This is a genomic window from Streptomyces sp. NBC_00572 (assembly GCF_026341815.1).
GTDB lineage: Bacteria > Actinomycetota > Actinomycetes > Streptomycetales > Streptomycetaceae > Streptomyces.
In genome coordinates this window covers 5,296,170-5,319,001 of the sequence record NZ_JAPENX010000001.1, presented here as the reverse complement: position 1 = coordinate 5,319,001, position 22,832 = coordinate 5,296,170, and the positions used below count along the sequence as shown (strand labels likewise).

The 22,832-nt window shown below is 71.4% G+C and carries 16 protein-coding genes; 9 read left to right on the top strand and 7 right to left on the bottom strand.

From position 1 onward, the window contains the following. Window positions 1–197 precede the first annotated feature (197 nt). The 3 genes from OG514_RS24425 to OG514_RS24415 all read left to right on the top strand — a co-directional run bounded on the left by OG514_RS24425 (window position 198) and on the right by OG514_RS24415 (window position 4,515). Window positions 198–1,070: a xanthine dehydrogenase family protein subunit M gene (locus tag OG514_RS24425; protein WP_266900945.1), complete on the top strand. Its 873-nt coding sequence runs from the start codon at window positions 198–200 to the stop codon at window positions 1,068–1,070. Then, complete coding sequence (locus OG514_RS24420) at window positions 1,067–3,871, top strand: molybdopterin-dependent oxidoreductase (RefSeq protein ID WP_266898223.1); 2,805 nt, start codon at window positions 1,067–1,069, stop codon at window positions 3,869–3,871. Before OG514_RS24425 ends, OG514_RS24420 begins: the two co-directional genes overlap by 4 nt. Before the next feature lie 155 nt (window positions 3,872–4,026). Then, window positions 4,027–4,515 (top strand): molybdopterin-dependent oxidoreductase, encoded by a 489-nt coding sequence (locus tag OG514_RS24415; RefSeq protein ID WP_266898221.1) that lies wholly within the window; start codon window positions 4,027–4,029, stop codon window positions 4,513–4,515. Between the two features lie 26 nt (window positions 4,516–4,541). Here the strand turns inward: OG514_RS24415 and OG514_RS24410 are convergent, their stop codons facing one another. The 3 genes from OG514_RS24410 to OG514_RS24400 form a co-directional block, all read right to left on the bottom strand. Next, window positions 4,542–5,588: an ABC transporter permease gene (locus OG514_RS24410; RefSeq protein ID WP_266898219.1), complete on the bottom strand. Its 1,047-nt coding sequence runs from the start codon at window positions 5,586–5,588 to the stop codon at window positions 4,542–4,544. Further along, window positions 5,588–7,201: a sugar ABC transporter ATP-binding protein gene (locus tag OG514_RS24405; RefSeq protein WP_266898217.1), complete on the bottom strand. Its 1,614-nt coding sequence runs from the start codon at window positions 7,199–7,201 to the stop codon at window positions 5,588–5,590. The genes OG514_RS24410 and OG514_RS24405 overlap by 1 nt, the downstream gene beginning before the upstream one ends. 297 nt (window positions 7,202–7,498) lie before the next feature. Next, complete coding sequence (locus tag OG514_RS24400) at window positions 7,499–8,542, bottom strand: substrate-binding domain-containing protein (RefSeq protein WP_266898215.1); 1,044 nt, start codon at window positions 8,540–8,542, stop codon at window positions 7,499–7,501. Between the two features lie 348 nt (window positions 8,543–8,890). Here OG514_RS24400 and OG514_RS24395 point away from each other — a divergent pair, with 348 nt between their 5' ends. Then, window positions 8,891–10,645, top strand: a complete 1,755-nt coding sequence (locus tag OG514_RS24395) for a beta-galactosidase family protein (protein WP_266898213.1) — start codon at window positions 8,891–8,893, stop codon at window positions 10,643–10,645. Between the two features lie 82 nt (window positions 10,646–10,727). Here the strand turns inward: OG514_RS24395 and OG514_RS24390 are convergent, their stop codons facing one another. Then, on the bottom strand, window positions 10,728–11,462 hold the full coding sequence (locus OG514_RS24390; protein WP_266898211.1) for a helix-turn-helix domain-containing protein: 735 nt from the start codon (window positions 11,460–11,462) through the stop codon (window positions 10,728–10,730). Window positions 11,463–11,705: 243 nt separating this feature from the next. On the opposite strand from OG514_RS24390, the gene OG514_RS24385 reads away from it, so the two are divergent. Then, the gene (locus OG514_RS24385) at window positions 11,706–12,377 is read left to right on the top strand and encodes a DUF4097 family beta strand repeat-containing protein (protein WP_266898209.1); all 672 of its coding nucleotides are present in this window, start codon (window positions 11,706–11,708) and stop codon (window positions 12,375–12,377) included. A gap of 140 nt (window positions 12,378–12,517) precedes the next feature. Here OG514_RS24385 and OG514_RS24380 read toward each other — a convergent pair whose 3' ends face one another. Together OG514_RS24380 and OG514_RS24375 are read right to left on the bottom strand one after the other, a co-directional pair. After that, entirely contained in the window at window positions 12,518–14,941 is a 2,424-nt protein-coding gene (locus OG514_RS24380) for an RICIN domain-containing protein (protein WP_266898207.1), read from the bottom strand. A gap of 167 nt (window positions 14,942–15,108) precedes the next feature. Then, window positions 15,109–16,560, bottom strand: a complete 1,452-nt coding sequence (locus OG514_RS24375) for an RICIN domain-containing protein (RefSeq protein ID WP_266898205.1) — start codon at window positions 16,558–16,560, stop codon at window positions 15,109–15,111. Window positions 16,561–16,889: 329 nt separating this feature from the next. Here OG514_RS24375 and OG514_RS24370 point away from each other — a divergent pair, with 329 nt between their 5' ends. After that, window positions 16,890–17,948: a LacI family DNA-binding transcriptional regulator gene (locus OG514_RS24370; protein WP_266898203.1), complete on the top strand. Its 1,059-nt coding sequence runs from the start codon at window positions 16,890–16,892 to the stop codon at window positions 17,946–17,948. 184 nt (window positions 17,949–18,132) lie between these two features. On the opposite strand, the gene OG514_RS24365 is transcribed toward OG514_RS24370, so the two are convergent. Next, on the bottom strand, window positions 18,133–19,131 hold the full coding sequence (locus tag OG514_RS24365; protein ID WP_266900944.1) for a LacI family DNA-binding transcriptional regulator: 999 nt from the start codon (window positions 19,129–19,131) through the stop codon (window positions 18,133–18,135). Between the two features lie 313 nt (window positions 19,132–19,444). Here OG514_RS24365 and OG514_RS24360 point away from each other — a divergent pair, with 313 nt between their 5' ends. The 3 genes from OG514_RS24360 to OG514_RS24350 all read left to right on the top strand — a co-directional run bounded on the left by OG514_RS24360 (window position 19,445) and on the right by OG514_RS24350 (window position 22,775). Further along, on the top strand, window positions 19,445–20,371 hold the full coding sequence (locus OG514_RS24360; protein WP_266898201.1) for a carbohydrate ABC transporter permease: 927 nt from the start codon (window positions 19,445–19,447) through the stop codon (window positions 20,369–20,371). Window positions 20,372–20,375: 4 nt separating this feature from the next. Further along, window positions 20,376–21,359, top strand: a complete 984-nt coding sequence (locus OG514_RS24355; protein ID WP_266898199.1) for a carbohydrate ABC transporter permease — start codon at window positions 20,376–20,378, stop codon at window positions 21,357–21,359. Between the two features lie 72 nt (window positions 21,360–21,431). Continuing rightward, complete coding sequence (locus tag OG514_RS24350; protein WP_266898197.1) at window positions 21,432–22,775, top strand: sugar ABC transporter substrate-binding protein; 1,344 nt, start codon at window positions 21,432–21,434, stop codon at window positions 22,773–22,775. The last annotated feature ends 57 nt before the right edge of the window (window positions 22,776–22,832 follow it).

Genomic DNA, 22,832 nt, shown 5'->3' with positions numbered 1-22,832 from the left:
CCGGCGTCGCTCGGAGTGACGCCGCCGGCCGGCTCCGCGGTGCTCGGAGTGACACGGCCGTCCGGAATTCATCCTGGTCGATCCTCCAGTGCACCCACCCGCCGAGCTGCGTTATTCCGGCTGCCGCACCAGTCGCCCGGCCTGCCACCGCCGGGCTTCACTGGCCTGAAATGACAGATCAGGAGGCGGGGAAGGACATGGACCTCAACACCGTGAGGGACGTACGGGACGCCCGGCGGCACGAGCCCTGGCGGCCGGGGGACGCATGGCTGGGCGGCGGGACGTACCTGTTCTCCGAGCCCCAGCCGCAGCTGCGCCGGCTGGTCGATCTGAGCCGGATGGGCTGGGAGCCGCTCACGGAGCGGGCGGACGGGTCCCTGGAGATCGCCGCGACGTGCACGGTCGCCCAGCTGTCCCGGTTCGGGCGGTCCTCCCGGGCCACGGCGGCACCGCTGTTCGAGCAGTGCTGCCGGGCCTTCCTGGCCTCGTTCAAGATCTGGAACATGGCGACCGTCGGGGGGAACCTCTGCAACGGCCTCCCGGCCGGGCCGATGATCTCGCTGACCGCCGCCCTCGACGGCGCGTGCCTGCTGCGCGCCCAGGACGGCTCGCTGCGGCGCGTTCCGGTCGTCGACTTCATCACCGGCGCCGGACGCAAGGACCTCGCGGAGGGGGAACTCCTCCGCTCGGTCACCCTGCCGGCGCGTGCCCTGCGCTGCCGTACCGCCTTCCGTCAGGCGTCGCTGTACGGCCTCGGCCGCTCCGGCGCGCTCGTCATCGGGACGCTCGATCCGGTGGACGGCTCGATGGCCGTGACGATCAGCGCGGCGACCGTACGTCCGTTCCGGTTCTGGTTCCCGCTGCCGCCGGACGCCGAGCGCCTCCGGCAGGCCGTCGAGTCGACGGTCGCGGAGGACGACTGGTTCGACGACATCCACGGGCTGCCCGCCTGGCGACGGCACATGGGGCTGCGCCTCGCGGAGGAGGTCCGCCGGGAACTGACCCGGCCCGATGGGGCGGAAGTCCCTCGTGAACCGACCCTGCCCGGCACTCAGGAGGATCCCCGATGAGCTTCCGACTGCACGTCAACGACCGTCCCCACGAGGAGACTCCGCGCGCCGGCCAGTGCCTGCGCACCTATCTGCGCGAGCGCGGCTGGTTCGGGGTGAAGAAGGGCTGCGACGCCGGGGACTGCGGCGCCTGCACCGTCCATGTCGACGGCGAACCGGTCCACAGCTGTCTCTATCCGGCGGTACGGGCGGACGGGCGCAGCGTCACCACCGTCGAGGGTCTCGCCTCGCCGGACGGCGAACTCCACCCCGTACAGCGGAAGTTCCTCGAAGCCCAGGGCTACCAGTGCGGCTTCTGCACGGCCGGATTCCTCATGACCACCGCCGCGCTGGAAGCCGAGCGGGGCTGCGCGCACGACGACGGCAAACTGGACGATCTGCCCCGCGCCTTCAAGGGCAACATCTGCCGTTGCACGGGCTATCGGGCGATCGAGGACGCCGTCAAGGGCGTCCGGCACACCGAACGCCCCTGCGCCGGCAAGGCGGTCGGCCGGAACGTCGGCGCGCCGGCCGGGCCGGAGGTCGTCACGGGGCGCGCCCGCTACACCTTCGACGTCGAGGTCCCCGGGTTGCTCCACATGAAGCTGCTGCGCTCCCCGCACCCGCACGCCCGGATCCTCGCGATCGACACCTCCGCCGCGCTCCGGGTCCCCGGGGTGCATGCCGTACTCACCCATGAGGACGCGCCCGCGACGCTGTACTCCAGCGCCCGCCACGAGCATCCCACCGAGGACCCCGACGACACCCGGGTCCTGGACAGCGTCGTCCGGTACGTGGGGCAGCGGGTCGCGGCCGTCGTCGCCGACAGCGAGCAGGCGGCCGAGGAGGGCTGCCGCCGGATCGAGGTGACGTACGAGCGACTGCCGCACGTCATCGACCCCGAGGAGGCCATGCGCCCCGGAGCGCCGGCGCTCCACGGCGACAAGGGTCCTGAGGCGCGGATCGCCCGCGCGGCGGACAACGTGGCGGGTGAGGTGCACGGTGAGATCGGGGACGTCGAGCGGGGTTTCGCCGAGGCGGCCGTCGTCGTCGAGGACACCTTCCGCACCCAGCGGGTACAGCACGCGAGTCTCGAAACCCACGGCTGTGTCGCGTACTTCGAGCCGAAGGAGGACGGCACGGGCGAGCGGCTCACCGTGCGCTCCTCGACACAGACGCCGTTCCTGACCCGGCGTGCGCTGTGCGCGCTGTACGGCCTGCCGGAGGACGAGGTCCGGGTGGTCGCGGGGCGCGTCGGCGGTGGCTTCGGCGGCAAGCAGGAGATGCTCACCGAGGACATCGTGACGCTGGCGGCGCTGAAACTGCGGCGGCCCGTGAAACTGGAGTACACCCGGGCCGAGCAGTTCTCCGGGGCGACCACCCGGCATCCGTTCACCATCGGCATCAAGGTCGGCGCCCGCGCCGACGGGACCCTGACCGCCGTGCAGATGCGGGTGGTGTCGAACACCGGCGCGTACGGCAACCACGGTCCGGCCGTCATGTTCCACAGCGTCGGCGAGTCCTTCGCGGTCTACCGCGCGCCGCACAAGAAGGTCGACGCCTGGTCGGTGTACACCAACGCCGTCCCGGCGGGCGCCTTCCGCGGCTACGGCCTGGGCCAGGTCACCTTCGCCGTCGAGTCCGTCATGGACGAACTGGCCCGGCGCCTCGACATGGACCCGCTGGTCCTCCGCGAGAAGAACATCATCGGCCCCGGCGAGGCCATGCAGAGCCCCATCGGCGAGGAGGAGGACCTCCACATCGCCTCGTACGGCCTGGACCAGTGCCTCTCGGTCGTCCGTACGGCCATCGCCGAGGACACGAGCGAGCGGGACGTGCCCGAGGGCTGGCTCACCGGGCAGGGGACGGCGATGGCGATGATCGCCACCGGCCCGCCCGGCGGCCACTACGCCGATGCCCGTGTCTCGCTCCTGGAGGACGGGACGTACGACGTGGCCGTCGGCACCGCCGAGTTCGGCAACGGCACCACCACGGTCCACCAGCAGATCACCGCCGGCGCCCTGCACACCACCGGGGACCGGGTCACGATCCGTCAGTCCGACACCGACGTCGTACGCCACGACACCGGCGCCTTCGGTTCCGCGGGCACCGTCGTGGCGGGCAAGGCCGTCCTCCTCGCCGCCCAGTCGCTCGCCGAGCGACTGCGCACCCTCGCCGCCCGCCACACCGGTGTCGCCCGCCATCTGTGCGTGCTCGACGCCGAGGCCGTGGACTGCGCGGGCCGTACGGTGACCCTCAAGGAGCTGTACGAGGCGGGGCACGCGAACGGCGCCGCGGAGGAGCTGCGGGCCGACGGGCACTGGGGCGGGTCTCCGCGCTCGGTCGCGTTCAACGCGCAGTGGTTCCGGCTCGCCGTCGACCCGGACAGCGGGGAGATCCGTATCCTCCGCAGCGTCCACGCGGCCGACGCCGGCAAGGTCATGAACCCCATGCAGTGCCGGGGCCAGGTCGAGGGCGGCGTCGCCCAGGCGCTCGGAGCCACCCTCTTCGAGACGGTCCGGCTCGACGAGCGCGGCGAGGTCACCACGGCCGCGTTCCGCCGCTACCGCCTCCCCCAGTACGCCGATGTGCCCCGCACCGAGGTGCACTTCACGGAGACGTCCGACGCGATCGGACCGCTGGGCGCCAAGTCGATGAGCGAGAGCCCGTTCAACCCGGTGGGCCCCGCGTTCGCGAACGCGCTCCGCGACGCGACCGGCATCCGCTTCACGGAGCTTCCCGTGACCCGGGACCGGGTGTGGCTGGCGCTCGAACAGGCGCGTGCGGCCGCCGGGGGCGACCGGCCACCCGTTGGGCGTTGAACCCGGAAAATGCGGTCGGAACACTCGTAGGAAGCTCACAATCACGGACCGGAGAGTGGGATTCGCCTGGCACACACGGTTCCCCGCGATGGCGGTCGGGTATCACTGGGCGCAGTCGCCGCACCGACCGCCCGGCCGTCCGAAGGGGATCTCCGATGAGTCGACCCAGCTCTCCGCCCGCCCCGCCCGTCACCCGCGCGGGTGAGTTCACGCTGTGGGGGGAGGTGGCACGACCGGCGCGCCTGACCGTCGCCGACCTCCGGACGGGCTGGGAACAGCACCGGGCCGAGGTCGTCTTCGACTGCGCGACCGCCGGGCCGCAGCACCACACCTTCGAGGGGCCCCTGCTCCGCGAGGTGCTCGGCCACGTCCGGCCGGACTTCGACTCCGCGCGGCGCAAGGAGCGTTCGCGGTTCCTGCTCGCCGTGAGCGGGGGCGACGGGCACCACACGGTCCTGTCGTGGGCGGAGATCGACGCCGACTTCGGCAACGCTCCCGTCCTGCTCGCGACCCGCATGGACGACACGGACCTCGAAGCGGCCGGCACCCAGCTCGTCGTCCCCTCCGACCGCTGCGGCGCCCGGTACGTGAGCGCGGTGACCGGGATCTGGATCGGGGCCTGCCGGGTGCCGGTGCCGGTCTGACCCTTCGACGTCTGCCCCCGTGCCGCTCAGTCGGGGAGGCCGACCGCGCGTTCGGCGTTGCGGCGCTGCTGGACGACGACCGCGACGACGAGCAGGACGCCCTGGGCGACGTTCTGCCAGAAGGAGTTGATGCCCTGGACGGTCAGCCCGTTCTCCAGACAGCCCAGGAGGGCCACGGCGAGGAGGGTGCCCCCGATACCGCCCTTGCCGCCGCGCAGGGCGCAGCCGCCGAGGGCCGCCGCCGTGATGGCCTTGAGTTCGAGGCCCTCGCTGCCCGAGGTGGGCTGCCCGGAGCCGGTGCGGGCGGTGAGCAGGATGCCGGCGACGGCCGCGACGATGCCGATCAGGGCGTACACCGCGATCAGGTACCGGTTGATCCGGATCCCGGCGAGGCGGGCGGCGGTGTCGTTGCCGCCGATGGCGTAGATGTTGCGGCCGATGTCGGTGTACGTGAGGAGGACGTGCACGACGACGGCGACGACCGCCAGGATCCAGACCATCACCGGAAGCCCGGCGATGCTGCCCCGGCCGAGGAACACGAACCAGTCGTCGTCGAGGACGTACCCCTGGGCGCGTCCGTCGGAGAGCAGTTGTGCCAGGCCCTTGTACGCGGCGAGGCCCGCGAGGGTGGCGATGGTCGGGTTGACGCGGCCGTGGACGATGACGAGTCCGTTGAGGACACCGACCAGGACGCCCACGCCGAGGGCGGCGGCCATGCCGACCACGGCGTTCGATCCGGTGCTGGTGAAGACCATGGCGCTGACGACGGAGGCGACACCGACCTGGGAGCCGACGGAGATGTCGAGCCCGCCGCAGATGACGACGACCGTCTGCACGACGGCGAGGAGACCGGTGATGGTGGCCGCCTCGGCGATCACCCGCATGTTGGTGAGGCTGAGGAAGTTCTCGTTCAGGGCGCCGAAGAGGACGACGACGAGGATCAGCGCCCCGATGAGACCGAGGTTCTGACCGCCCACCCGGGCGAGGACCCCGCCCACGGCGGCCGGTCCGGGGCCCTTTCCCGGGCCCCGGGAGTCGGCCGTCGGGCGGGGGTCGGTGGTGAGGGAGGACATCAGGGGGCTCCAGGGGTGCGGGTGGGAGTGGGGGCCGGGGCATCGGGGACGCCTCGCGCGCGGCCGTCGCCGGCCGGGTCGCCGGCGAGGTCGTCGGCCATCGCGAGGGCGAGGACGGCCTCCTCGGTGGCGTGGGTGTGGTCGAGCTCGCCGGTGACCCTGCCTCCCTGCATGACCACCACGCGGTCGGCGAGACCGAGGAGTTCGGGGAGTTCGGAGGAGATCACGAGGACGGCGACCCCTTCGGCGGCGAGGCTCGCGACGATCTGGTAGATCTCGGCCTTGGCGCCGACGTCGATGCCCCGGGTCGGTTCGTCGAGGATCAGGACCTTGGGTTTGCGGGCGAGCCAGCGTGCGAGGACCACCTTCTGCTGGTTGCCGCCGGAGAGCGTGCGGACCTCGTGCTCGACGGAGGGGGTACGGACCCGCAGCCGGGTGGCGTACTCCCGGGCGAGGTCGCGTTCCGCACGCCGGCGCACGAAACGGAGGCGGCGGATGCGGTCGAGGACCACGAGCGCGGTGTTGTCCCGGATCGAGCGGTGCAGGAAGAGCGCCTGGGCCTTGCGCTCCTCCGGGGCGAGCCCGAGTCCGGCGCGGATGGCCTCCCTCGGCCGCCCGCCGCGGAGCCGTACACCGTCCACGGCGACCGTGCCGTGCCGGAGGGGCCGGTCCCCGGCGAGCGCGAGGGCGAGTTCGGAGCGTCCGGCGCCGACCAGGCCCGCGAGGCCGACGACCTCCCCCGCCCGGACCTGGAGGGTGACGCCGCGGACGTCGTCGGTGGTGACGTCCCGGACGTCGAGGACGATGTGACCGGGCCGCTGCCGTTCCCGTACGAACACGGTCGACAGGTCACGGCCGACCATCAGCCGGACGAGCGCGCGTTCATCGGTCCGCGCGGCGTCCACCACGCCCGCGGGGCTGCCGTCCCTGAGGACCGCGATGCGGTCGGCGAGCCGGAAGATCTCCCGCATCCGGTGGGAGACGTAGACGATGGCGATGCCGTCGGCGCGGAGCCGACCGATGAGACCGAAAAGGGCGTCCACCTCGTGCTCGGAGAGCGAGGACGTCGGCTCGTCGAAGGCGATCAGGCGTGGCGGTACATCACCCGTCAACGCCCGCAGGATTTCGACGAGTTGCCGCTGAGCCGGGGTCAGCTGCGAGCCGAGGAGGCGCGGGTCGAGGACGTCGGAGAAGCCGAGCTCGTCCAGGTCCGCGGTGACCCGGCGGACGAGTTCACGGCGGTCGAGGAATCTGCCCCGGCGACGCGGCAGCGCCCCGGCCCAGACGTTCTCGGCCACGGTGACATGGGGAATGATCTCCGGTTCCTGCGGGATGACCCGGACGCCGGCGGCGCGGGCGGCCGCCGGCGAGTCGAAGGTGACGGCCCGGCCTTCGAGGAGCACTCGGCCCTCGTCGGGCATGTGGTCACCCGTGAGGATCCTGAGGAGCGTCGACTTGCCCGCGCCGTTCTCCCCCATCAGAGCCGTGACGTGACCGGCGGGGAAGTCGAGGGTGACGCCGCCGAGAGCCTGGACGCTGCCGAAGCGCTTGACGATGCCCTCGACGGCGAGAACCGGCGGGGCGGCGGGTGACGGGCTGCGGGCGGGGGACATGCGGGGACCTCGCTGGGGTGGGAGGGGGTGGGTAGTCGGGTGGTCGGGTGGTCGCGATGCGTGTGGGGGGGGCGTCCCGGCCCGCCGGCAGCGGGGGACGGGGGCGGGCCGGGACGCGTCGGGGGGCGACGGAAGCGGGCGGGGCCGCGGCGAACTCGGACGGGGCGGGCTCGGGTGGGACGGACTCGGGCGCGACGGGCTCGGGCGGAGCGAACTCAGGCGCGACCGACCCGGACACGACAGACCTGGGCGGCGCCTGACGCAAGCGGGTGCCGGTAGGCTCCCGCCCGCGGCCGGTCAACCGCAGGTCAGGCCCGAGGACTTCCACGTACCGGCGTCGACCATCGTGGTGGGGGCGAAGCCCTCGGCCGGGAACTCCTTGCCGTTCTTGAGCTTGTCGTACATGGTCTGGACGGCGAGGGCGCCGACGTCCTTGCCGTTGATGAAGAGGGCGGCCTTCATGCCGCCGGGCTTGCCGGAGCCCCATTCCTTGCAGGCGAGGTAGGCACCGAGGCCGACGCCGATGACCCTGTCCGGACCGAGGCCCGCGTTGGTGAGGGCGGTGACGCCGCCCGCGACGTTCTCGTCGTTGCAGCCCCACACGATCCAGTTCTTCACGCCTGGGTTGGCCGTCAAGGTGGCGGCGACCTTGTCCTGTGCACCGGTGGGGGTGTTGTCGGTGGCGACGTCGATGACCTCCACTCCGGGGACGGCCGCGTCGAAGGCGGTCCGCGCGGCCTTCACGCGGTCACCGCACACCGTGACGTCCTGCTTCCAGGCGGAGATGATCCTGGTCTCGGGCGCCTTCCATCCCGCCTTCGCGAACTCGGCGGCGGCCCGCTTGCCGACTTCGCCGCCCATCTGGGCCCCGCTGAAGCCGATGCGGGGCACGAGGTCGGCTGTGGCGCAGGCCGCCGGGTCGGGGCCGGTGGCGCAGATCTGGTCGTCGGAGGTCAGGAGGGCGACCTTGCCGTCCCGGGCGGTGCGGACGACCTGGGGGCCGACGGCCGGGTCGGGGACGACGACGATCACACCGTCGACGTTCTGGGCGATGGCGGCCTGGACCTCGCTGACGGTCTTGTTGGCGTCGTTGCCGAGGTTGACGACCTTCAGATCGATGCCGAGCTCGTCGGCCCTGGCCTTGGCCCCGGCGGCCTCGCCGACGAAGTACTCCTGGTCCCCCTGCTTCTGAAGGTACGTCAGGGAGATCTTTCCGGTCTTGGGGGCGGCGGCCGGGTCTCCGTCGGATGCGGCCTTGCCGGACGAGCAGGCGGTGGTGAGCCCCAGGCCCACGAGGAGGGTGGCGGCCATGACGGCACGACTGCGGAAGGTACGGGACATCTGCGGGACTCTCCTTGGTGCCGGCCGCGCACGGGTACGGGCCGGCCCGACGCGGGGACGGATCGGATGGCGCGGAGGTGATGGGGCGGCGCGGAGGTGCTGAAGGAGGGAGTGGCGAGGCGCCGACGAGGGGGGCGACCACGGGCCGCCAAACACCCAAAACTCAACACGTTCAAACGTGATGCGACACATGAGACCCCTCGCAGGCCTCGCCGTCAAGAGGTGGGGCCGAATTCCGCCCGTTGGCCACAGCCGGGCCGCCCGGGGCTTGCGGTACGAGTATGTTTACGTAAACATACTCGTACCGCGACACCGCGCACCGCACCCGAGCACAGGAGCCGCCACCTCATGCCCGTTCTCCAGACAGACAAGGCCGGTTTCCTGCTCGACGGCCGACCCTTCCGGCTTCTGTCCGGCGGGCTGCACTACTTCCGGGTCCACCCCGAGCAGTGGGCCGACCGGCTGCGCAAGGCCCGGCTCATGGGCCTCAACGCCGTCGAGACCTACGTCCCCTGGAACCTCCACCAGCCACGACCCGACACCTTCCGCCTCGACGGCGGCCTCGACCTGCCGCGCTTCCTCGAACTCGCCGCCGCCGAGGGGCTGCACGTCCTGCTCCGGCCCGGCCCGTACATCTGCGCCGAATGGGAGGGCGGCGGCCTGCCCTCCTGGCTCCTCGCCGAACCGGACATACGCCTGCGCTCCCGCGACCCCCGGTTCCTGGCCGCCGTCGACGACTACCTCGACCGCCTGCTCACCCCCCTCCGGCCGTACCTCGCCTCACAGGGCGGCCCGGTCCTCGCCGTGCAGGTGGAGAACGAGTACGGGGCGTACGGCGACGACACGGCGTATCTGGAACACCTCGCCGACTCCCTGCGCCGCTGCGGGGTCGACGTCCCCCTCTTCACCTGCGACCAGCCGGTGGACCTGGCGCGCGGCGCGCTGCCCGGCGTCCTCGCCACGGCCAACTTCGGCAGCCGCTCGGCCCACCAGCTGGCTGCGCTGCGCGCCCAGCGGCCCGAAGGTCCGCTGATGACATCGGAGTTCTGGATCGGCTGGTTCGACCGCTGGGGCTCGCACCACGTGGTCCGGGACACCGACGCGGCGGCCCGGGAACTGGACGAACTCCTCGCGTCCGGCGCGTCGGTCAACTTCTACATGTTCCACGGCGGCACCAACTTCGGCTTCACCAACGGCGCCAACGACAAGGGCACGTACCGCCCCACCGTCACGTCCTACGACTACGACGCACCGCTCGACGAGGCCGGCGACCCGACGGCGAAGTACACGGCGTTCCGTGACGTCATCGCCAAGTACGCGCCCGTCCCGAGCGAGCCCGTACCGACCCCCGGCCCCAAACTCGCCCTGCCCACCCTCGCGTTGACGGAGAGCGCCGAGCTGCTGCCGAACGCGGGCGCGCTCGCCCCGACGGCCGTGGAGTCGCGCCGCCCGCTCTCGATGGAGGAGCTGGAGCAGGACTTCGGCTTCGTCCTCTACGAGACCGTCCTGCCCGTCAGGGGCCCGGCGCTCCTTGAGATCGAGCAGGTCCGCGACCGCGCCCAGGTGTTCGTCGACGGCTCGCCGGTGGGCGTCCTGGAGCGCGAACAGCACGAGCACGCACTGGCGTTCACCGTGCCCCGGGCGGGCGGCGTCCTCACGGTGCTCGTCGAGAACCAGGGGCGGGTGAACTACGGCGAGGGCATCCACGACCGCAAGGGCCTGCCCGGGAAGGTCCTCCTCGACGGGGTCGAACTCGCGGGCTGGACCAACCGCCCCCTCCCTCTGCCCGGCCCGGACGGCATCCCCTTCGCCCCGACCACGACGACACCCGTCGGACCGGCCTTCCACCGGGGCCGCTTCGAGGTGGACGAGACCGCCGACACCTTCCTCCACCTCGACGGCTGGACCAAGGGCAACGCCTGGATCAACGGCTTCCCGCTCGGCCGCTACTGGTCCCGCGGCCCGCAGCGCTCCCTGTACGTCCCCGCCCCGGCACTGCGCTCCGGTACGAACGAGCTCGTCGTCCTCGAACTCCACGCCGCCCACCGGGCGCGTACGGTCACGTTCCGCGCGACGCCGGACCTCGGGCCGACGGAGGAGTAGGACGCCCCGCCGGTCGGCGTACGCGGGTCGGGTCCCCGCCGTACGCCGACCGAGGATCACGGCACCGCGATCCGCACGCGGCTCAGTCGGTGTCGTCCGCGGTCGTCGCCGCGGGTTTCGCGTGGAGGATCTCGCGGGCCTGCTCGGCGGCGCGCGCGGTGCTCTCGGAGACGAACTGGAGGAAGCGGGCGATGTTCTCCAGGCGGACACCGGCCGGAGTGCCGGGGCCGAGGACGCCGACGCCCTCGCGTGCCGTTTCGACTATCTGAGCGGTGGACCGGGCGCTGGCCATCATCGCCTCGTACCAGACGTCGTTGTCGACGATGTAGCGCTCACGGCGCCGTTCGTCGCGTTCCCTGCGGACCATGCCCTGGCCCTCCAGGAACGTGATCGCCTTGGAGATGGACGCCGGGCTGACCTGGAGGCGCTGGGTGAGTTCGGACGCGGTGAGGCTGCCCGTGTCGGAGAGGCAGAGGGAGCTCATCACCCGGGACATCATCTGGGGCATGCCCGACTGCATCATGACGGTGGTGAACACCTCCTCGTACGCCCGCACGGCCTCGGCGTCACGTCCGTGGGCCTGCGGGAGCACCGTCGCGTCCCGGACCGTGGGCTGCTTGCGGCGGGCCCGGCGTTCGGTCGCGCGGTGGGCGAGGTCGGAACGGTAGGCGGTGGGGCCGCCGTTCCGCATGACCTCACGCGTGATCGTCGAGGTCGGACGGTCGAGACGCCTGGCGATCTCGGCGTAGGCGAGGCCGTCGGCCAGTCCCAGCGCGATCTGCTGACGTTCCTGCTGGGTGAGTCTGCCGCCCGGCATCGCGGTCTCCTTCGTGGTCCGTGGAGTCCTCACTATAGCGTTCACTCTCAATTCATTGCAATGATCAAACGCGAGGTTGTTGCGTTAAGCTCAAGACCATTGCAATGAATTCCAGGCCTTTACCTGCAAGAACAGTGATTTGACGCAACAGAGCTGTTGTCGGCATCGTGAATGCAACGTAGCTTTTCCTTCATCGGAAACGGCGGGCCCGAGAGTGGGACCGCCTCAAGAAGGAGAAGAACCTTGCAGAAGTTCGCCGCCACCGCCGCGATCATCACCGTCCTCGACATCCCCGCCGGCCGCATCCAGCTCATCGCCGCCGACCGCGACGACGCCACGGTCGACATCCGGCCCGCTAACCCCGCCAAGTCCGCCGACGTGAAGGCCGCCGAGCAGGTCTCGGTCGAGTACGCCGACGGCGTCCTGCGGATCGCCGCCGCCCCGGCCAAGAACCGGCTCCTGGGCGACTCCGGATCGGTCGAGGTGACCGTCCAGCTGCCCGCCGGCTCCCGCATCGAGGCGAAGACCGCCGCCGGTGACCTCCGCGGCGTCGGCCGCCTCGGCGACGTCACCTTCGACGGCGCACAGGGCACCGTCACCCTCGACGAGACCGCCACCGCCCGCCTCACCCTCCTCGCCGGCGACATCACCGTCGGCCGCCTCGGCGGCGCCGCCGAGATCAGCACCCAGAAGGGCGACCTCCGCATCACCGAAGCCGTCACCGGCTCAGTGGTCCTGCGCACCGAGTCCGGCGCGATCACGGTCGGCGCCGCCCGCGGCGTCTCCGCCACCCTCGACGCCCGCACCGCCTACGGCCGCCTCCACAACGCCCTCACCAACACCGACGGCGCCGCCGCCGGCCTGAACATCCACGCCACCACCTCCTACGGCGACATCACCGCCCGCAGCCTCTGAGGAGGCCTGGCCCCGTCCCGCCCCGAGGGCGGCGTACCCCGACATCGCGTCATCGCGTCTGTCGGAGTACGCCGCCCCGTCGGCGTGCTCGGCCGCCCCTCCGGCGCTCTCGGCCGTCCCCGCTGCCGTGCTCGCGACCGTCAGCCGAACCGCAGCTGCTGGTTGGTGCCGCCGTTGCAGGTGTACTGGCGCAGGGCGATCCCGTCGGCCGTCGAAGACCCGGCCACATCAAGGCACTTGGCGCTGTGTCGGGCCGTGAGCGTGACATGGCCGGCGGTGGTCGCCCGTACCGCCCATTCCTGGTTCCGGCCGCCGTTGCAGGCGTACTGGAACACCTGGGCGCCGTCGGCGTCCGAAGAGCCGCTGACGTCCAGACACTTGCCGCTGTGCCGGGCGACGACGCTCACGTAGCCGGTCGCGGTCGGCCGGAGCGACCACTGCTGGTTCGCTCCCCCGTTGCACGCGTACTGGACGACGGACGTGCCGTCGGCCGTCGAACCTCCCACCACGTCGAGGCACTTGGAGCTGTGCCGGAACACCGGGGTCTGCCAGGAGCCGGCCGCGGCGGGACGAAACGTCCAGGACTGGTTGGCCCCGGTCGTCGGCCGGTAGACGCCCGCCTCGGCCCCGTCGTGGGTCGCCGCGCCGAAGACGTCCAGGAGGAGACCGGACGCACTGTTGACGAGTGTGGCGTGGCCGTCGCCCGTCGTCGAGCGCATCCACCGCTGTTCGGCGCCGGTCCCGGGGGCCGCGAAGCCGAGCGCCCCGGACGTGACCGCGAGCGCCTTGCCCGTACGGACATTGGTCACCCGGTAGGTGGCCGTGCTGCCCCAGTCGGTCGCCGCGAGCTTGGTGAGGGTCCACTGCTGGGCGGTGTCCGCCGGGTTCGACGTGCGCTGCACCGGCAGGTCCTTCCCGGCGGCGGTGGTGACGGCGAGGGCCATCCCGCTGTGGTCGTTGAGGATCTGCCGGGCCGCTCCGACGGGCGCGCTCGTCGCGGCGGTGTTCACTCCCGTGACGCCCGGCAGGACGAAGGTGGTGACGGAGCCGGCTCCGACGGTGGTCTTCAGCGTCCTGCCCGCCGTGGCGATGTCCGTACCGCGCTGGACGTCCCGGGTGGCGTCGGTCGTGTACCGCTCGACGGTTCCGCCGACGGACCCGAAACCGTCCAGGTCGAGGCTGAGTTCGCGGTCCGTCCCGCTGCGGTTGGTGTGGACGAGGACGAGCCCCTGACCCCCGGGCCGTACCGCTGCGAGCGTGTCGGGGTCGTCGGTGGCGAGGACGCGGGCGCCGGGCCGGACGAAGCGGCTGTACTGCGCCATCACCCCGTACTTCTTGTTCCTGCGGAGAGGTTCGGTGGCGGCGTCGGCGGGGGTGAAGTCGGTCTGGATGAGGCCCCAGTTGGCGTTCTCGCGCCCGGGGGTCATGTTCTCGTAGTCCTCGACCGCCTGCCACAACACCCAGGCGCTCGGCTCCAGTTCCCTGATGTCGTCGTTGATCCGGCGGGCCAGGTCGAGGCCCGGACTCATGTCGGTGAAGCTCTGCGGCACGCTGCCGCCGAGGTCCACCTCCGACATCCACAGCGGGGTGGCCTCGCCCTTGGCGATGTCGCGGACTCCGGTGCGCCCACCCGTGCCGTACGTGTGGGTGTTGATCCGTCCGACGGAGTCACGGACGGCGGGAGCGTACTGCTCCCAGTTCGCGCGGGCCGTCGACGGGTTCGTCTCGTCCATGGCGGCTATGGGTGTGGTGACGCCCCGGGCGTCGAGGGTGGCGCGCAGGGTGCTGATCATCCGGGCCTGGGAGGCGGGGTCCCAGTGGGAACCCTCCTGTCGTCCGCCGGCCCGCCAGTAGTCGGTGTTGGGTTCGTTGACCGGGGAGAGCGAGTCGAAGGTGACGCCGGAGCCCTGTTCGGCCCTGCGGAGCGAACCGGCGAGGTAGGCGGCGAACCGCTCGTACTGGTCGGAGCGGAGGTTGTCCTGCCGGGGGTCCGCCGCGCCGGAGACGAGACCGCTGCGGGTCATGAAGTACGGGGCGGAGTTGGAGAAGGCCTCGAAGGTGTCGGCGCCCCGCGCCTTGGCGGCGGAGAGCCACCACCGCTGGTTGGCGTCGGCCCGGTCGTTCCAGTGAGCCGGGTTGTCCGGGTCCCACCAGTCGGGGGACTCGGCTCCCGGCCGGTTCCAGTAGCCGGGCACGGCGCCGCCCGGTCGCATGTAGGGGACGGTCTCGGGGCTGTCGCCGCCGCCGATGTTGTAGCGGGCGACGGTGAAGCCGAGCCCGTCCGCGCCGTAGAGGGCGTCCGCGAGGGCGTTGCGCTGCGCGTCCGGCCAACCGCCGGTGACGTTGGCGAACCAGGCGAGGGCGGTCCCCCACCCTTCGAAGGCGGGCTGCTGGTAGCTGGGATCGGGGCGGACGGTCAGCGCGTCGGCGTCCGCCGCGGCAGGCGCGGAGTTCGCCGGGGTGGCGAGGAGGCCGGGCAGAACGAGTGCGGAGGCTGCGGCAAGGGAGCCGAGTCGGGTACGGCGACGGCGCCCGGAGGCCTTGCGGACGTGTGGGGACTGCACGTGTTCACTCCCTGAGGGGGTGCGGGTGACGAGGTCGTGGCTGGGCCCTGAGGCCCGGGCCGGGCCGGTGGCGCGGAACGAGGGACGTTCGTCCCGCGCCGGTCCGGTGTTCTACGGGGTTCTCGCGCGGTGGTGCTCCTGCGGCGGCGCCCGAAGCCGTGCCGCGTTCAGACCGCCGTACGGCTCCACCGCTGGTTGGTGCCGGTGTTGCAGGTCCACTGGACGAGCGGAGTCCCGTCGGCCGTGGACGTGTTGGTGACGTCGAGACACTTGCCGCTGTGGGCGGCGACCAGCTGGACTCCCGTACTCGCGCCGACCGCGCTCCACCGCTGTCCGGCACGGCCGTCGCAGGGGTACTGCGCGACCGCGGCGCCGTCGGCGGTCGAACCGCCGCTCACGGTGAGGCACTTGCCGCTGTACCGGGCGACGATCTGCACCTGGCCGCTGCCGGTGCTCCGGAGCCAGAACTGCTGGTTGACGCTGTTGCCGCCGCAGCTCCACTGGATCACGGCACCGCCGTCGGCGGTGGACCGGTCGGCGACGTCGGCGCACTTGCCGCTGTGCGCGGCGGTGAGGGTCTCCCAGCTGCCGAGGCCCTTCACCGTGCCGGCGGCCGTGTCCACGGTGATCTGGGGGAAGTAGTCCATGGCCATGGTCGTCTTCGTGGGGAAGCGGAGCGGCAGCCAGACGTACTGCGAGTCGTTGACGTTGCCGCCCATGGAGTTGCCCCAGCGGTCGCCGAGGTAGAGGTACGAGGTGCCGGAGGTGCCCTGGACGGGCAGGACGTAGGCGGTCTGGGAGCCGTACGTCGTCCCGTCGCCGACGTCCTTCAGGCCGCTCCAGGTTCCGGTGACGCTGGTCGCGGTGCCGTACTTCTGCTGGTTGGGGGACCAGCCGGTGGCGCCGGAGGTGAGCAGGAAGTACACGCCGCCGCGCTGGAAGAGGGCGGGCGCCTCGCGCCACTGGCCGGGCCAGAGCTTCTGGACCTGGGAGGCGATGCCGGTGTAGTCGGCCGTCAGCCGGTAGACGTGCAGGTCGGCGTTCTCGTTGGCGGCGGAGATCATGTAGCCCGCGCCGTCGGTGTCGACGAAGGTCGTGATGTCACGGGACATGTGGCCGAGCGGGCGGAAGCTGCCGAGCCAGGTGTAGTCGCCGTCGACGGTGGAGGAGACGGCGACCGCGGCCCGCGCCTCGCCGTAGTCGGTGGCGTTCTCCTTGTGCATCCACATCACGAACTGCCCGGTGGCCGCGTTGTACATGACCTTGGGGCGCTCGATGTTGGCCGACTGCAGCTCGGGGTCGGTGCTCTGGGTGAGGACGTGGTGGCGGAACTCCCAGGTCCTCAGGTCGGTGGAGCGGTAGGCGGAGACGTAACGGAAGGTGTTGTCGGCGTTCCGGTTCTCGCCGAACCAGTAGTAGTACGAGCCGGCCTTGACGACTCCGCCGCCATGGGCGTGCACGGGGTTGCCCGCCGGGTCGGTGAACGTGGTGGCGTTGGTGACGGTCGCCGTGGCGGCCTGGGCCGTACCGGCCGGGCCGAGGAGGGAGCCGAGAAGGGAGAAGAGGACGGCACAGAGCGTCGTGAGCACCGTGAACGTCCCCGAGGGAGTGCGTCGCATGATCGCGTACCTCGTGGCTGTGGGGAGGGAGAAAGGGAAGGCGATGCGGGGCGGCCGGACGCACCGGAGGGTGCGGGGAGCCGGCCGGGGGCGGGAACGCGCACGCCGAGGCCTGGACGAGCGCCGTGTTTCGCGGAGGTGCCACCCTTCGATGTTCGCGTTAACACGAGCGCTTCGGGGGAGAGTCTGGGAGGGGCGAATCGGACTGTCAAGGAATCGGACGACATCCGCCGAGCGTTTGACCGTCTCTCATGTTTGCGTCAACATGCACGGAGTACGGTTGCCCGCGCGCGCGGTCGGCCCCCAGTTCCCTGCGGAAGGTCGCGTGCGTGGTGACGGACAGGAAGACGACGAAGTCCCCGCGGTCGCGGCCTGCCCGGCAGTGGCCCTCCATGGCGGACGTCGCCACGATGGCGGGCGTCTCCTCGCAGACCGTGTCCCGCGTGGCGAACAACCGTGAGAACGTCGACGAGAACACCCGCGAGAAGGTGCTCTCCGCCATGCAGGAGCTCGGCTACCGGCCCAACACGGCGGCCCGCGCCCTGGTCACCGGCCGGTTCGGAGCCCTGGGCGTGGTCAGCTTCGACGTCGGCGCGCACGGCAACGCCCGTACCCTCGCCGCGATCGCCGACGCCGCCCACGAGGCCGACTTCTCCGTCAACTTCATGGGGGTACGGGCACAGACCGAGGCCGCGGTGCGACGCGCGTTCCAGCACCTGATGCTGCAGTCCGTCGACGGCATCGTGCTCGTCGAGTCGCAGATGCTCGACACGCCCTCCCTCCGTCTCCCGCCGTCGATGCCGGTGGTCGTGGCCGACGGCGACACCGGCCACCGCTACCCCCATGTCGACTTCGACCAGGCCCACGGCGCCCACAGCGTGGTGAGCCACCTCCTCGGCCTCGGGCACCGGACGGTCTGGCATCTGGCGGGCCCGCGCGACTCGTTCGCGGCGCGGCGGCGCGCCGAGTCCTGGCAGCGGACCCTGACGGCGGCGGGCGCGCCCGTACCCCCGGTGCTGTACGGGGACTGGTCGGCGGAGTCCGGCTACCGGGCCGGCCTCGGCATCGCCCGCCGCCGGGAGGTGACCGCCGTCTTCGCCGCCAACGACCAGATGGCGCTCGGGGTGCTGCGGGCCCTGCGCGAGTCGGGGCGTGACGTGCCCGGGGACATCAGTGTGGCCGGGTTCGACGACATCGCCGAGGCCGCCTACCTCCATCCGCCGTTGACGACGGTGCACCAGGACTTCGAGGTGGTCGGCAGGCACTGCGTCTCACTGCTGCTCGACCAGATCGAGGGACGCACGGACGGCCCCCGCCGCAGGGCGGTGGAACCGGTCCTGGTGGTCCGTTCGAGTACGGCCCCACCACCACCGCACACCTCGGCCTGAGCCCGCACGCGGTCCTCCACCGACCTGCCGACCTCGACCAAGCCCCCACACGACGCCTGACCCGGCCCACCGGCCTCGACCGAGCCTGGCGCGACACCTCACCCGACCCACCCGCCTCGGTCAAACCCCCCACGCGACGCCTCGACCCGCCCCTCACCCCCGCGCCGCCCTACCTCGACCCGCCTCACCCCCGGCCCTCCGGACCCCCCGGCGTCCCCGTGCTCGCCCGTTCCGTCAGGGTCGTCGGGACGAGTCGTACGCCAGTCACCGTCTCCCCCCGCAGCTCGCGCAGCACCGCGTCCACGCACAACTCCCCCACCTGGGCGAAGTCCTGGCGCACGGTCGTCAGCGGCGGGATGAAGGAGGCCGCCTCCGCTATGTCGTCGAAGCCGACGACGCTCACGTCCTCGGGCACCCGCCGCCCCCGCTCATGGAAGGCCCTGAGCACGCCGAGCGCCATCTGGTCGTTGGCCACGAACACCGCGCCGCAGTCGGGCTCGTCGGCGAGCCGCAGCCCCGCCTCGTATCCGGACTCGGGGGTCCAGTCCCCGCGCAGGACGGGCGGTACCGTCCGCCCCTCCTCGCGCAGGACGGCTTCCCAGGCCTCCGCGCGGCGGCCGGCCGCGAAGGACTCCTCGGGTCCCGCGACGTGCCACACGGTGGCGTGCCCGAGGTCGAGGAGGTGCCGCACCGCCGTGCGGGCGCCCTGCCGCTGGTCCGTGTCGACGACCGGGAAGCGGCCGGTGGCGTCGGAGTCCACCACGACCACCTTGACGTGCGGGGGCAGGGTGAGCGCGGCGGTGTCGAGGAGGTGGACCTCCATGATGAGCACGACGGCGTCGACGGCCAGTTCGTCGAGCCGGGTGAAGGCTCCCCTGACGTTGTCCTGGGTGGGCGCGTCGAGCGGGATGAGCGTGACGGCGTATCCCGCGCGGGAGGCCGATCCGGCGATGGCCTCGAGGGTGCGGACGTTGCCGGTGCTGGAGAGGCCCATGGTGATCACGCCGATGGCACGGAACTCGCCGCGTTTGAGGGCGCGGGCCGCGCTGTTGGGCCGGTAGCCCAGCTGCTTCATGGCGTCGAGGACCTTCGTGCGGGTGCTCTCGACGACCGCCGCGTCGCCGTTGGAGACGCGGGAGACCGTCTGCGAGGAGACCCCCGCGAGCTGGGCGACGTCCGCCATGGAGACCCGGCGCGGCCTGCCTCTCGCCCCTCGTGGGCCGTCGCTCCCGGCCGTCGTCGACCCACCGGCCGTGTTCTTCTCCACCACCCGAATCCCTCTCATTCACCGCTGCTTCACGCTTGACGCCCCCCAGTGGGAGTGTCACCATCACGCTACCGATGATTACGTAAACATTTCTCGTCGGCCAGCCCTCGCGAGGCCGATTTCCGGCCGCCAGGCCCGCACATCTCGCTCCCCTCGCACCGTCTTCGTCTCTCCCCGCTCCGCTCCCCGTCTCCGGACCCGCTCGGTCACCGACGCAAGGACCCCAGCCATGACGCTCCTGTCGACGCGCGCTACGGCAGCACCACCGCCCCGCCCACGAGCCCGCTTCCGTCTCCGCAAGGAGGCCCTCGTGGGCTGGGGATTCGCCGGCCCGTTCGTCGCGGTCTTCGGCCTCGTCTTCCTCGCGCCGATCGGATACGCGCTGTACCTGAGCCTCTTCCAGGACCGGCTCATCGGCGGCACCTCCTTCGTCGGCCTCGACAACTACGGCAAGGCGCTCACCGACCCCCGCTTCTGGGAGGGGCTGACCCGGGTCGGCCTCTTCCTCCTGGTCCAGGTGCCGGTGATGCTGGGCATCGCACTGCTCGTCGCCCTCGCGATCGACAGCGGGCGGCTCTACGGCAAGGCCTTCTTCCGCGTCTCGATCTTCCTCCCCTACGCCGTGCCCGCCGTCGTCGCCAGCCTCATCTGGGGCTTCATGTACGGCACGCGGTTCGGCCTCGTCGGGAACGTCAACGACGCGTTCGGGATCGCGCTGCCGGACCCGCTCTCCCCCTCCCTGGTCCTCGCCTCCATCGGCAACATCGTGACCTGGGAGTTCGTCGGGTACAACATGCTGATCTTCTACGCCGCCCTCAAGGTCGTGCCCCGCTCGCTCTACGAGGCCGCGGCGATCGACGGCGCCGGCGAGTGGCGGGTCGTCACCTCGATCAAACTGCCCGCGATCCGCAGCGCTCTCGTCATCGCCACGATCTTCTCGATCATCGGCAGCTTCCAGCTCTTCAACGAGCCGAGCATCCTGCAGAAGCTCGCTCCCAACGCCATCACCAGCGACTTCACCCCCAACCTCTACACCTACTCGCTGTCCTTCTCGGGCCAGCAGCACAACTACGCGGCGACCGTGGCGATCGTGATGGGTGTCCTCACCGCGATCATCGCCTACGCGGTCCAGCTGCGCGGCATGCGGAAGGGCTGAGCCGATGACCACCTCCCTCACCAGCACGGTCTCCGGATCCGGAACCCCGGCCGCCGCCGGTTCGCCCGGCGCCGACTCCGGCCCGAAGGCCGGCACCGGCACCGGCACCGCGAAGCGCCGCAAGCGCCCCCCGCACACCCCGCTCCACCCCCGCCCCAGCGTGCCACTGACCCTCGTGACCGGCCTGGTCCTCGTCTACACCCTGCTCCCGCTCGCCTGGCTGGTCATCAACGCGACCAAGGACCAGAACGGGCTCCTCGACTCCTTCGGCCTCTGGTTCGCCGAGGACAGCCACTTCTGGGACAACATCGGCCGGACCCTCACGTACGACGACGGTGTCTTCGTCCGCTGGCTGCTCAACACCCTCATGTACGTCGTCGCCGGCGCGGGCGGCGCCACGATCCTCGCCGTCCTCGGCGGCTACGCCCTCGCCACGTACGACTTCCCCGGCCGCCGGGCGGTGTTCGCGGTGGTCCTCGGAGCCGTGGCCGTACCCGGCACCGCCCTCGCCGTCCCCACCTTCCTGATGTTCAGCAACATGGGGCTCACGAACACCCCGTGGGCGGTGATCATCCCGTCCCTGATCTCGCCCTTCGGGCTCTATCTGATGTGGGTCTTCGCCGCCGAGTCCGTCCCCACCGAACTCCTGGAGGCCGCGCGCATCGACGGCTCCGGCGAGCTGCGCACCTTCTTCACGATCGCGCTGCCGCTGCTGATGCCGGGGACCGTCACCGTGCTCCTGTTCTCGATGGTCGCGACCTGGAACAACTACTTCCTTCCGCTGATCATGATCAAGGACCCCGACTGGTACCCGCTGACCCTGGGCCTCAACGCCTGGAACGCGCAGGCGCAGACGGCGGGCGGCGAGGCCGTGTTCGACCTCATCATCACCGGCTCCCTGCTGACGATCGTCCCGATCGTGGCCGTCTTCCTGCTGCTCCAGCGGTTCTGGCAGTCCGGCCTGGCCGCGGGCAGCGTCAAGGAATAGCGCCCCTCCTCTTCTTTCCTCTTTCCTCTCACTCCACCCTCTCCGCCGCACCCTCGACCAGGAGCACAGCCCATGAGAAAGCACACCACCCGCAGACTCCTCGGCGCCCTCGCCGTCGTCTCCACGCTCGTGCTGACCGCCACGGCCTGCGGTGGCGGCGACGCCTCCGACGGCGGTGCCGGCGGCAGCGGCCCGAAGGACGTCGAGGCCGCGCTGGCGAAGGGCGGAAAGGTGACCGTGTGGGCGTGGGAGCCCACGCTCAAGAAGGTGGCGGAGGACTTCGAGAAGAAGTACCCGAAGGTCGACATCGAGCTGGTCAACGCGGGCACCGGCGACAAGCAGTACACCGCCCTGCAGAACGCGATGGCGGCCGGCTCCGGTGCCCCCGACGTGGCACAGGTCGAGTACTACGCCCTGGGCCAGTTCGCCATCGGCAAGTCCGTCGAGGACCTCTCCTCCTACGGCGCCCGGAAGTACGGCACGACCTTCACCTCCGGCCCGTGGAACGCGGTCACCGAGGACGAGGCCATCTACGCCCTGCCCATGGACTCCGGTCCGATGGCGTTCTTCTACAACAAGAAGGTCTTCGACAAGCACGGCATCAAGGTGCCGACCACCTGGGACGAGTACGTGGAGGCGGCCCGCGCCCTCCACAAGGCCGACCCCAAGATCTTCATCACCAACGACACCGGCGACGCCGGCGCCACGACCAGTCTCATCTGGCAGGCCGGTGGCCGGCCGTACAAGACGGACGGCACGGACGTCACCGTCGACTTCGGCGACGAGGGCACCAAGAAGTACACCGCCACCTGGCAGAAGCTCCTCGACGAGAAGCTGGTCGCGCCGATCAGCTCGTGGAGCGACGCCTGGTACAAGGGCCTGGCCGACGGCTCCCTCGCCACCCTCTCCATCGGCGCCTGGATGCCTGCCAACCTGACCTCCGGGGTCGCCTCCGCCTCCGGCGACTGGCGGGTCGCCCCGCTGCCGCAGTGGACGAAGGGCGACAAGGTGAGCGCGGAGAACGGCGGCAGCTCGCTCGCCGTGCCGAAGGCCGCCAAGAACAAGGAACTGGCCTACGCCTTCACGGAGTTCGCGACCACCGGTGCAGGTGCGAGCTCCCGGGTCGCCGCGGGCGCCTTCCCCGCCACGCGCGCGGACCTGGAGTCGAAGGCGTTCCTCGACACCCCGTTCCCGTACTTCGGCGGCCAGCAGGCCAACCGGATCTTCGCCGATTCCGCCCGTGACGTGGGCGCCGACTGGTCCTACCTGCCGTACCAGGTGTACGCGAACTCGATCTTCAACGACACCGTGGGCAAGGCGTACGTCTCCGCCACCACGATCACCGACGGCCTGAAGAAGTGGCAGGAGGCCTCGGTGACGTACGGCAACGACCAGGGCTTCACCGTGAACAAGTAACGACCGCCGCCCGTCCGGCCGCGCCGGGGTACCGGTCGCGGCTCCGGACGCGGACGC